The organism is Streptococcus mitis, from assembly GCF_005844455.1.
In the GTDB taxonomy this organism is placed as follows: domain Bacteria; phylum Bacillota; class Bacilli; order Lactobacillales; family Streptococcaceae; genus Streptococcus; species Streptococcus mitis_BF.
In genome coordinates this window covers 1-10,536 of the sequence record NZ_SPGF01000063.1, presented here as the reverse complement: position 1 = coordinate 10,536, position 10,536 = coordinate 1, and the positions used below count along the sequence as shown (strand labels likewise).

Here is a 10,536-nt window from a genome sequence, read left to right as displayed (position 1 = left end):
AAGCGACGGCTATCGATTGTCAAATGTTTGCCTTTTGTAGTATAATTGTCTTGCATCTCTGTGCCTTTCTTGTGTTTGCGGTTGAACAACAAGTATAACACAGAGGTGTTTTCTTATGCCTAGAATTAGCTTTCATTTGGCAAGAGGAACCCTTGAAGCTGTTTCGTTAGCTAAACCAAGGCTAGTCTTAGCCTTGGCTCACCAGCCTAACAGCATCAAGCCTCTTATCAAATGAAATCGAGTACTAGCTATAAACCAGTTGAACCATCTAATTTTTAGGAGGGCTGGGTGGCTAACCTCATTATAGAACTTTCAAATTTGGTTGTGAAATGAAAAAAATCTGAAAAAAGTGTTGACAAGCCTCCCAAAAGTTGATATACTAGTAAAGTAATCGACGCGGGGATGGCGGAATTGGCAGACGCGCAGGACTAAGGATCCTGTGACCGCTTTAGGTCGTGAGGGTTCAAGTCCCTCTCTCCGCATAGGATAAGAGTTGGCTTAGGCTAGCTCTTTTTTTCATCTAATTTAAGTAGAGCAAAAAAAATTTGCTCTTTTTTGTATTTCATAAACATTTCATATTTGGCTTTTATAATAGTCTTACAAATATGGAGGTGACAAATGAATCCAATCCAAAGAGCTTGGGCTTATGTCAGCAGAAAACGACTGAGAAGTTTTATTTTATTTCTGATTTTGTTGGTTCTATTGGCTGAAATTTCAGCCTGTTTGACATTGATGAAGTCCAACAAGACAGTGGAAAGCAATCTTTATAAATCACTCAACACATCTTTTTCTATTAAGAAGATAGAAAATGGTCAGACCTTCAAGTTGTCAGACCTAGCATCCGTTAGCAAGATTAAGGGGCTGGAAAATGTTTCTCCTGAACTGGAGACGGTCGCAAAATTAAAAGACAAGGAAGCAGTGAGTGGCGAGCAGAGCGTGGAGCGTGATGATTTATCAGCTGCAGACAAGAACTTGGTTAGCTTAACGGCTCTTGAGGATTCATCCAAGGATGTGAGCTTTACTAGCTCGGCTTTCAACTTAAAAGAAGGGCGACACCTTCAAAAAGGAGATGAAAAGAAAATCCTGATCCACGAAGAGTTGGCTAAGAAGAATGGTCTTTCGCTTCATGACAAGATTGCCTTAGATGCTGGTCAGTCAGAAGCTGGAGAAGGACAAACAGTGGAGTTTGAGATTGTTGGCATCTTTTCTGGTAAAAAACAGGAGAAATTTACAGGCTTGTCTTCTAACTTCAGTGAAAACCAGGTCTTTACAGACTATGAAACTAGCCAAAGCCTTTTGGGAAATGGTGAATCTCTAGTCAGTGCAGCTCGCTTCTATGTAGAAAATCCTAAGGAAATATCCGGACTCATGGAGCAGGTGGAAAACTTGGCCTTGGAAAATCAAGGCTACCAAGTCGAGAAGGAAAACAAGGCCTTTGAACAAATCAAAGACTCAGTTGCAACCTTCCAAACCTTCCTGACTATCTTACTTTATGGGATGTTGATATCAGGAGCAGGAGCCTTAATTTTGGTCTTGTCTCTCTGGTTGAGAGAAAGGGTCTACGAAGTGGGGATTCTTCTGGCACTTGGAAAAGGCAAGAGTTCGATCTTCCTCCAGTTCTGTTTAGAGGTAGTGTTGGTATCTCTTGGAGCTTTGCTTCCAGCATTTGTTGCAGGAAACGCCATCACATCCTATCTGCTCCAAACTGTACTAGCAAGTGGAGATCAGGCAACCTTACAAGACACACTAGCCAAAGCAAGTGGTCTATCAACTAGTCTCCTATCCTTTGCAGAATCCTATGTTTTTCTAGTTCTGCTTAGTTGCTTGTCTGTAGCCCTTTGTTTCCTATTCTTATTTAGAAAATCGCCGAAAGAAATTTTATCATCTATTAGTTAATACTCTTCGAAAATCCAATTCAAACTACGTCAGCTTCCATCTGCAACCTCAAAGCTGTGCTTTGAGCAACCTGCAGCTAGCTTCCAAGTTTGATCTTTGATTTTCATTGAGTATAAGAAGGAGAAATCATGACTTTATTACAATTGCAAGATGTTACCTACCGTTATAAGAACACTGCTGAAGCAGTTTTATATCAGATCAAGTATAATTTTGAACCCGGAAAATTTTATAGTATCATTGGTGAGTCAGGAGCAGGAAAATCCACTCTCTTGTCCCTACTGGCTGGTCTAGATAGCCCTGTTGAAGGTTCTATCCTTTTCCAAGGAGAGGACATTCGAAATAAGGGGTATTCTTACCATCGTATGCACCATATTTCCCTGGTCTTTCAAAATTATAACTTGATAGATTATCTTTCTCCGCTGGAAAATATCCGCTTGGTCAACAAAAAGGCAAGCAAGGATACGCTTCTTGAGCTTGGTTTGGATGAAAGTCAGATCAAGCGGAATGTTCTCCAGTTATCAGGTGGTCAACAACAACGTGTGGCTATCGCTCGCAGTTTGGTATCCGAAGCTCCAGTTATTCTAGCTGATGAGCCAACAGGAAATCTGGACCCTAAAACTGCTGGAGATATTATCGAACTGCTCAAATCACTTGCCGAGAAAACAGATAAATGTGTGATCGTCGTCACCCACAGTAAAGAAGTGGCACAAGCGTCAGATATTACACTTGAATTGAAGGACAAGAAACTTACTGAAACTCGCAATACTACAAAATAAGATGAGCTTGTTTTGATAGAATGATAAAAACGAATCAAATCTAGAAAGGGAACCTATGTTACACAACGCATTTGCCTATGTTACAAGGAAGTTTTTCAAATCGATTGTTATCTTCCTGATTATTCTCCTCATGGCGAGCTTGAGTTTGGTCGGCTTGTCGATCAAGGGAGCTACTGTCAAGGCTTCTCAGGAGACATTTAAAAATATCACCAATAGCTTCTCCATGCAAATCAATCGTCGCGTTAATCAAGGAACGCCTCGTGGTGCTGGAAATATCAAGGGTGAGGATATCAAAAAAATCACCGAAAACAAGGCCATCGAGTCTTATGTTAAACGTATCAACGCTATCGGAGATTTGACTGGATACGACCTGATTGAAACTCCAGAAACCAAGAAAAATCTCACTGCAGACCGTGCCAAACGGTTTGGAAGCAGTTTGATGATTACAGGTGTCAATGACTCCTCTAAAGAAGATAAATTTGTCTCTGGCTCATATAAGCTGGTTGAAGGTGAGCACCTAACCAACGACGACAAAGACAAGATCCTCATGCACAAGGACTTGGCAGCTAAACACGGCTGGAAAGTAGGGGACAAGGTCAAACTAGACTCTAATATCTACGATGCAGACAATGAAAAAGGGGCTAAGGAAACAGTCGAAGTGACTATCAAGGGACTCTTTGATGGTCATAATAAGTCAGCAGTAACCTACTCACAAGAACTCTATGAAAATACAGCTATCACAGACATTCACACAGCTGCAAAACTTTATGGATACACAGAAGACACAGCTATTTATGGGGACGCAACCTTCTTTGTAACAGTGGACAAGAACTTGGATGACGTCATGAAAGAGTTGAATGGTATCAGTGGTATCAACTGGAAGAGCTACACACTTGTGAAGAGCTCCTCTAACTACCCAGCTCTTGAGCAATCCATCTCTGGTATGTACAAGATGGCCAACCTCCTCTTCTGGGGGAGCTTGAGCTTCTCAGTCCTTCTCCTTGCACTATTGCTCAGCCTTTGGATCAACGCCCGTCGCAAGGAAGTGGGAATTCTCCTCTCGATTGGTCTCAAGCAGGTAAGTATCTTGGGGCAATTCATTACCGAATCTATCTTGATTGCCATTCCTGCTCTTGTTTCTGCTTACTTCCTAGCCAACTACACAGCCCGTGCCATCGGAAATACTGTTCTTGCAAATGTGACTTCAGGTGTTGCCAAACAGGCTAGCAAGGCGGCTCAAGCCTCTAATCTTGGTGGGGGTGCAGAAGTAGACGGCTTTAGCAAGACCTTGTCGAGCCTAGACATTTCCATTCGGACATCAGACTTTATCATCGTCTTTGTCCTTGCCTTGGTGCTAGTGGTTCTCGTTATGGCGCTTGCCTCAAGCAATCTCCTCAGAAAACAACCAAAAGAGCTCTTGCTCGATAGTGAATAAAAAACTTGCAACCTATTCTCCCCTAAATGGGGTATAATATAGGCAGCATTTTTATCTGTTTTCTCTTGATAAGACCTCTTTCTTTCAAGATGAAACTGAGATAATTTACAAGAAATTTAAAGGAATGTGAAACGTTTTTTCTATGAAAATTTTAATTGTAGAAGATGAAGAGATGATCCGTGAGGGGATTAGTGACTATCTGACGGATTGTGGTTATGAAACCATTGAAGCAGCAGATGGACAAGAAGCTCTAGAAAAATTTTCCAGCTATGAAGTTGCTCTAGTACTGCTGGATATCCAGATGCCCAAGCTCAATGGTCTCGAAGTCCTAGCTGAGATTCGTAAGACCAGTCAGGTTCCTGTCTTGATGCTGACTGCCTTTCAGGATGAGGAATACAAGATGAGTGCCTTTGCTTCTCTGGCAGATGGCTATCTGGAAAAACCCTTCTCCCTCTCCCTCTTAAAAGTGAGGGTGGATGCGATTTTCAAGCGCTACTACGATACGGGACGAATCTTTTCCTATAAGGATACCAAGGTGGACTTTGAGAGTTATAGTGCAACCCTATCAGGAGAAGAAGTGGCTATCAATGCCAAAGAGTTGGAAATTCTGGACTATCTGGTAAAAAATGAAGGACGGGCCTTGACTCGTTCTCAGATTATCGATGCTGTATGGAAGGTGACAGATGAGGTTCCCTTTGACCGTGTTATTGATGTCTATATCAAGGAACTGCGGAAAAAGCTAGACTTGGATTGTATCCTCACGGTGCGCAATGTTGGTTATAAATTGGAGAGAAAATGAAACGAACAGGTTTATTTACAAAGATCTTTATCTATACCTTCTCGATTTTTAGTGTTCTGGTTATTTGTCTTCATTTAGCCATTTATTTTCTCTTTCCGTCAACTTATCTGAGTCATCGTCAGGAAACCATTGGCCAGAAAGCGACAGCCATTGCCCAGTCCCTAGACGGAAAAGATAGGCAAAATATCGAACAAGTGTTAGACTTGTATTCCCAGACCAGTGATATCAAAGGGTCCGTTAAGGGTGAGATGACTGAGGACAAGTTAGAGGTTAAGGATAATTTTCCACTAGATACAGCTCGCCAGACAACTTCACTCTTCATTGAGGAACGCGAGGTAAAAACGCAAGATGGTGGAACTATGACTCTTCAGTTTATAGCTTCTATGGATTTGCAAAAGGAAGCAGAGCAGATCAGTCTCCAATTTCTCCCCTATACCTTACTGGCATCTTTTCTAATTTCCCTCTTGGTGGCTTACATCTATGCTCGGACCATTGTTGCACCGATTTTGGAAATCAAGCGGGTGACCCGTCGGATGATGGACCTAGATGCTCAAGTACGGTTGCGCGTGGATTCTAAGGATGAGATAGGTGATCTCAAGGAACAAATCAATAGCCTTTACCAGCATCTTTTGACTGTTATTGCGGACTTGCATGAGAAGAATGAAGCCATTCTCCAGCTGGAGAAGATGAAGGTTGAGTTTCTTCGAGGGGCTTCTCATGAACTGAAAACACCTCTGGCCAGTTTGAAAATCCTGATTGAGAATATGAAAGAAAATATCGGTCGCTATAGAGATAGAGACCACTATCTGGGAGTTGCTTTGGGGATTGTGGATGACCTCAGTCATCACGTTCTCCAGATATTGTCTCTTTCTTCTGTTCAGGAATTGCGAGACGAGAAAGAAGAGGTTGACCTCCTTCAGATGACGCAAAGTCTGGTTAAGGATTATGCTTTGCTCGCCAAGGAGAGAGAACTTCAGGTAGACATTAGCCTAACCCATCAGCAGGCTTACATAAACCCATCTGTCATGAAACTGATATTATCGAATCTCATCAGCAATGCTATCAAGCACTCCACTCCAGGCGGCTTGGTCCGTATTGGAGAAAGAGAAGGAGAACTCTTTATCGAGAATAGCTGTAGTCCTGAAGAACAAGAACAATTGGCCCAGTCTTTTTCTGGAAATGCTAGTCGCAAGGCCAAAGGTTCGGGGATGGGACTCTTTGTGGTCAAAAGTTTATTAGAACATGAGAAATTGCCTTATCGTTTTGAAAGGCAGGATGATCGCTTGACTTTCTTTATACGCTTTCCTAGAGTTAGCCAAGATTAAAAAAGAAAGGGTTTACATTGATCAGATTAGAAGAAATTCAATCTAAAGTATGGGAAAAACTAGCTTTTTTTATCAAAAAGTGATAAAATGAACAATGTAAATGGGTTGACCCATAAAAATATACAGGAGGCCTGATAAAATGGCAATCGTTTCAGCAGAAAAATTTGTCCAAGCAGCTCGTGACAACGGTTATGCAGTTGGTGGATTTAACACAAACAACCTTGAGTGGACTCAAGCTATCTTGCGCGCAGCAGAAGCTAAAAAAGCTCCAGTTTTGATCCAAACTTCTATGGGTGCTGCGAAATACATGGGTGGTTACAAAGTATGTAAACTTCTCATCGAAAACCTTGTAGAATCAATGGGAATTACTGTACCAGTTGCTATTCACCTTGACCATGGTCATTATGAAGATGCACTTGAATGTATCCGAGTTGGTTATACTTCAGTTATGTTTGACGGTTCACACCTTCCAGTTGAAGAAAACCTTGAAAAAGCTCGTAAAGTTGTAGAATTTGCTCATGCAAACGGCGTATCAGTAGAAGCTGAAGTTGGTACTATCGGTGGTGAAGAAGACGGAATCATTGGTGATGGAGAATTGGCTCCAATTGAAGATGCTAAAGCAATGGTTGCAACTGGTATTGACTTCTTGGCAGCTGGTATCGGTAACATCCACGGTCCTTACCCAGCAAACTGGAAAGGTCTTCACCTTGATCACTTGCAAAAATTGACAGAAGCAGTTCCAGGCTTCCCAATCGTATTGCATGGTGGTTCAGGTATTCCTGATGACCAAATCCAAGCAGCTATCAAACTTGGTGTTGCAAAAGTTAACGTTAATACTGAATGCCAAATCGCATTTGCTAACGCAACTCGTAAATTTGTTGCTGAATACGAAGCAAACGAAGCAGAATACGATAAGAAGAAACTCTTTGACCCACGTAAATTCTTGAAACCAGGTTTCGAAGCAATTACAGAAGCTGTTGAAGAACGTATCGACGTATTCGGTTCAGAAGGTAGAGCATAATCTAGCTTAACAATACAGAAAGAACCTGCCCCTAAGGGCAGGTTTTTTGGTGTTTTAAGGAGACTATTAAGCCAGAATTTTGGGTTAAAAATATCATTTTAAGAGAGAAATCTCTAATTTCATAATCTGCAGGCAAACGTTTGCATTCCATTTTTTATTGGACTATAATAGGTTGGTATAAAGCCTTTTGTAATAATAAAATGTAGAAGGTTTAGAAAGTAAGGATTTAGAATATTTGTAGTCAAAAATACAATGTTGCTATTCCTTGCGATAGGGAGATAGATATGGCAATGATAGAAGTGGAACATCTTCAGAAAAATTTTGTGAAGACAGTAAAGGAGCCGGGGTTAAAGGGGGCTTTGCGTTCCTTTATTCATCCTGAAAAGCAGACCTTTGAAGCGGTTAAGGATTTGACATTTGAAGTTCCCAAAGGTCAGATTTTAGGATTTATCGGAGCAAATGGTGCTGGGAAGTCGACAACTATTAAGATGCTGACAGGGATTTTGAAACCGACGTCTGGTTTTTGTCGGATTAACGGCAAGATTCCGTAGGATAATCGTCAGGATTATGTCAAGGATATTGGAGTAGTTTTTGGACAACGCACCCAGCTATGGTGGGATTTGGCTTTGCAAGAGACCTATACGGTCTTAAAAGAGATTTACGATGTGCCAGACTCGCGCTTCCACAAGAGAATGGATTTTTTGAATGAAGTCTTGGACTTAAAAGAATTTATCAAGGATCCCGTGCGAACTCTTTCACTAGGTCAACGGATGCGGGCGGATATTGCAGCTTCCTTGCTCCACAATCCCAAGGTTCTCTTTTTAGATGAGCCGACCATTGGTTTGGACGTTTCGGTCAAGGATAACATTCGTCGGGCCATTACCCAGATCAATCAGGAGGAAGAAACAACAATCCTCTTGACCACTCACGATTTGAGTGATATTGAGCAACTTTGTGATCGGATTTTCATGATTGACAAGGGGCAGGAGATTTTTGATGGAACGGTGAGTCAGCTCAAGGAAACCTTTGGCAAGATGAAGACTCTTTCCTTTGAATTGGTGCCAGGGCAAAGTCATCTCATTTCTCACTATGAAGGCCTACCTGATATGACCATTGATAGACAAGGAAATAGCCTCAATATTGAATTTGATAGTTCGCGCTACCAGTCGGCTGATATTATCAAGCAAACCTTGTCTGATTTTGAAATCCGTGATTTGAAAATGGTGGATACGGATATTGAGGATATTATCCGTCGCTTCTATCGGAAGGAGCTCTAAGATGGTCAAATTGTTGAAACGTTATAAACCCTTTATCAATGCAGGAGTTCAGGAGTTGATTACCTATCGAGTCAATTTTCTTCTCTATCGGATTGGCGATGTGATGGGTGTCTTTGTGGCTTTCTATCTCTGGAAGGCTGTCTTTGATTCCTCACAGGAGTCCTTGATTCAGAGCTTCAGCATGGCAGATATTACTCTCTACATCATCATGAGTTTTGTGACCAATCTGTTGACCAAGTTAGATAGCTCTTTTATGATTGGGGAGGAGGTCAAGGATGGCTCTATCATCATGCGTTTGCTGCGACCGGTGCATTTTGCGGCCTCTTACCTTTTCACAGAACTTGGTTCCAAGTGGTTGATTTTTATTAGCGTTGGACTGCCATTTTTAAGTGTTATTGTTTTGATGAAAATCGTATCTGGACAAGGGATTGTAGAAGTGCTGGGCTTAACTGTCCTTTATCTCTTTAGCTTAACGCTGGCCTATCTGATTAACTTTTTCTTTAATATCTGCTTTGGATTTTCTGCCTTTGTGTTTAAAAATCTTTGGGGTTCCAACCTACTTAAGACTTCCATAGTGGCTTTTATGTCTGGAAGTTTGATTCCCTTAACGTTCTTTCCAAAGGTGGTTTCAGATATTCTCTCCTTATTGCCATTTTCATCCTTAATTTACACTCCGGTCATGATTATTGTTGGGAAATACGATGCCAGTCAGATTCTTCAAGCACTTTTGCTTCAGTTTTTCTGGCTTATAGTGATGGTGGGCTTGTCTCAGTTGATTTGGAAACGAGTCCAGTCATTCGTTACCATTTAGGGAGGTTAGTATGAAAAAATATCAACGCATGCATCTGATTTTTATCAGACAATATATCAAGCAAATCATGGAGTACAAGGTAGATTTTGTAGTTGGTGTCATGGGAGTCTTTCTGACTCAAGACCTGAACCTCTTATTTCTCAATGTCATCTTTCAACATATTCCATCCCTAGAAGGTTGGACCTTTCAATAAATTGCCTTTATTTATGGTTTTTCCTTGATTTCCAAGGGACTGGACCATCTCTTTTTTGATAATCTCTGGGCATTGGGACAACGCTTGGTGCGAAAAGGAGAATTTGATAAGTACCTGACGCGTCCCATCAATCCCCTCTTTCACATTCTAGTCGAGACTTTTCAGATTGATGCCTTGGGCGAACTTTTGGTCGGTGGTATCCTACTGGGAACAACAGTGACTAGTATTGCCTGGAGCTTTCCAAAATTCCTGCTTTTCCTAGTCTGCATACCATTTGCGACCTTGATTTATATAGTAGATTGAAATAAGATGTGACCAAATTGATTAGGAAAGTCAAATTAATGTATAGAAATATTTTAGCAACTATGGCGTACTATTCTAGATTCAATCTACTATACTTCCTTGAAAATCGCGACTGCCAGCATCGCTTTTTGGACCAAGCAGTCAGGTGCATGATTTACATTTTCTATATGTTTAATGACTTTGCCAAGTACCCGATTTCCATTTACAATTCACTTCTTCGTTGGTTGATTAGCTTTATCGTGCCTTTCGCCTTTACAGCTTACTATCCTGCTAGCTATTTCTTGCAGGACAAGGATGTAATCTTTAACATCGGAGGTTTGATTTTGATTTCTCTTGTCTTTTTTAGTATTTCCCTTAAACTCTGGGACAGGGGCTTGGATGCCTACGAAAGTGCTGATTCGTAAGAGCTAAGGTAAGACTAAAATCAAAAAATGGCAGTTGTCGCTGAGGTTTTAAAGGATTTGCCAGAATGGTTTGGGATACCAGAAAGCACGCAAGCCTACATCGAAGGAGCCAAGGACTTGCAAGTGTGGGCTGCCTATCAAGAAAGTGATTTGGCTGGATTTGTGAGCTTATACTTAACAAAAATCAAAAATTGACGTATAATAGATATATGACACAAACAACATTTACTACCAATGACAAAAACATTCTCACAAAAGCTCTCAAAGATAAGAAAAATCTGCGCTTTCATAAACGA

The 10,536-nt window shown here is 41.1% G+C and carries 7 protein-coding genes, 1 tRNA gene and 4 pseudogenes; all 12 read left to right on the top strand.

Annotation, left to right across the window (positions count from 1 at the left end; translation table 11 throughout):
* Window positions 1–396: 396 nt before the first annotated feature.
* A tRNA-Leu gene (locus tag FGQ53_RS10040) sits at window positions 397–482 on the top strand.
* 136 nt (window positions 483–618) lie between these two features.
* Window positions 619–1,896, top strand: a complete 1,278-nt coding sequence (locus tag FGQ53_RS10035) for an ABC transporter permease (RefSeq protein WP_138338416.1) — start codon at window positions 619–621, stop codon at window positions 1,894–1,896.
* A 128-nt stretch (window positions 1,897–2,024) separates the two neighbouring features.
* Window positions 2,025–2,672 (top strand): ABC transporter ATP-binding subunit Vex2, encoded by a 648-nt coding sequence (vex2, locus tag FGQ53_RS10030; RefSeq protein ID WP_138338413.1) that lies wholly within the window; start codon window positions 2,025–2,027, stop codon window positions 2,670–2,672.
* 55 nt (window positions 2,673–2,727) lie between these two features.
* Window positions 2,728–4,107 carry an ABC transporter permease subunit Vex3 gene (vex3, locus tag FGQ53_RS10025; RefSeq protein WP_138338410.1) on the top strand — a complete coding sequence of 460 codons (1,380 nt, stop codon included), beginning with the start codon at window positions 2,728–2,730 and terminating at the stop codon, window positions 4,105–4,107.
* A 142-nt stretch (window positions 4,108–4,249) separates the two neighbouring features.
* Window positions 4,250–4,906, top strand: a complete 657-nt coding sequence (gene vncR, locus FGQ53_RS10020) for a response regulator transcription factor VncR (protein ID WP_138338407.1) — start codon at window positions 4,250–4,252, stop codon at window positions 4,904–4,906.
* Window positions 4,903–6,231, top strand: coding sequence for a sensor histidine kinase VncS (gene vncS / locus FGQ53_RS10015; RefSeq protein ID WP_138338404.1), 1,329 nt, complete (start codon window positions 4,903–4,905; stop codon window positions 6,229–6,231). The genes vncR and vncS overlap by 4 nt, the downstream gene beginning before the upstream one ends.
* A 139-nt stretch (window positions 6,232–6,370) precedes the next feature.
* A complete protein-coding gene (locus FGQ53_RS10010) occupies window positions 6,371–7,252 on the top strand; it encodes a class II fructose-bisphosphate aldolase (protein ID WP_138338401.1) in 882 nt (293 codons plus the stop codon).
* A gap of 284 nt (window positions 7,253–7,536) precedes the next feature.
* Window positions 7,537–8,529: pseudogene (locus FGQ53_RS10000) on the top strand (ABC transporter ATP-binding protein).
* Between the two features lies 1 nt (window position 8,530).
* A complete protein-coding gene (locus tag FGQ53_RS09995; protein ID WP_138338394.1) occupies window positions 8,531–9,340 on the top strand; it encodes an ABC transporter permease in 810 nt (269 codons plus the stop codon).
* Window positions 9,341–9,350: 10 nt separating this feature from the next.
* Window positions 9,351–9,821 (top strand): annotated as a pseudogene (locus FGQ53_RS12160) (ABC transporter permease); the annotation flags it as partial.
* Window positions 9,822–9,926: 105 nt separating this feature from the next.
* Window positions 9,927–10,240, top strand: a pseudogene (locus FGQ53_RS12155) (ABC-2 family transporter protein); the annotation flags it as partial.
* Window positions 10,241–10,267: 27 nt separating this feature from the next.
* Window positions 10,268–10,411: pseudogene (locus FGQ53_RS09980) on the top strand (GNAT family N-acetyltransferase); the annotation flags it as partial.
* Window positions 10,412–10,536 lie beyond the last annotated feature (125 nt).

Excerpts from the sequence above, each read along its gene's own strand:
- vex3 (WP_138338410.1), top strand. The coding sequence starts at position 2,728 with ATGTTACACAACGCATTTGCCTATGTTACAAGGAAGTTTTTCAAATCG.
- vncR (WP_138338407.1), top strand. The coding sequence starts at position 4,250 with ATGAAAATTTTAATTGTAGAAGATGAAGAGATGATCCGTGAGGGGATT.
- FGQ53_RS10035 (WP_138338416.1), top strand. The coding sequence starts at position 619 with ATGAATCCAATCCAAAGAGCTTGGGCTTATGTCAGCAGAAAACGACTG.
- FGQ53_RS09995 (WP_138338394.1), top strand. The coding sequence starts at position 8,531 with ATGGTCAAATTGTTGAAACGTTATAAACCCTTTATCAATGCAGGAGTT.
- vncS (WP_138338404.1), top strand. The coding sequence starts at position 4,903 with ATGAAACGAACAGGTTTATTTACAAAGATCTTTATCTATACCTTCTCG.
- FGQ53_RS10010 (WP_138338401.1), top strand. The coding sequence starts at position 6,371 with ATGGCAATCGTTTCAGCAGAAAAATTTGTCCAAGCAGCTCGTGACAAC.
- vex2 (WP_138338413.1), top strand. The coding sequence starts at position 2,025 with ATGACTTTATTACAATTGCAAGATGTTACCTACCGTTATAAGAACACT.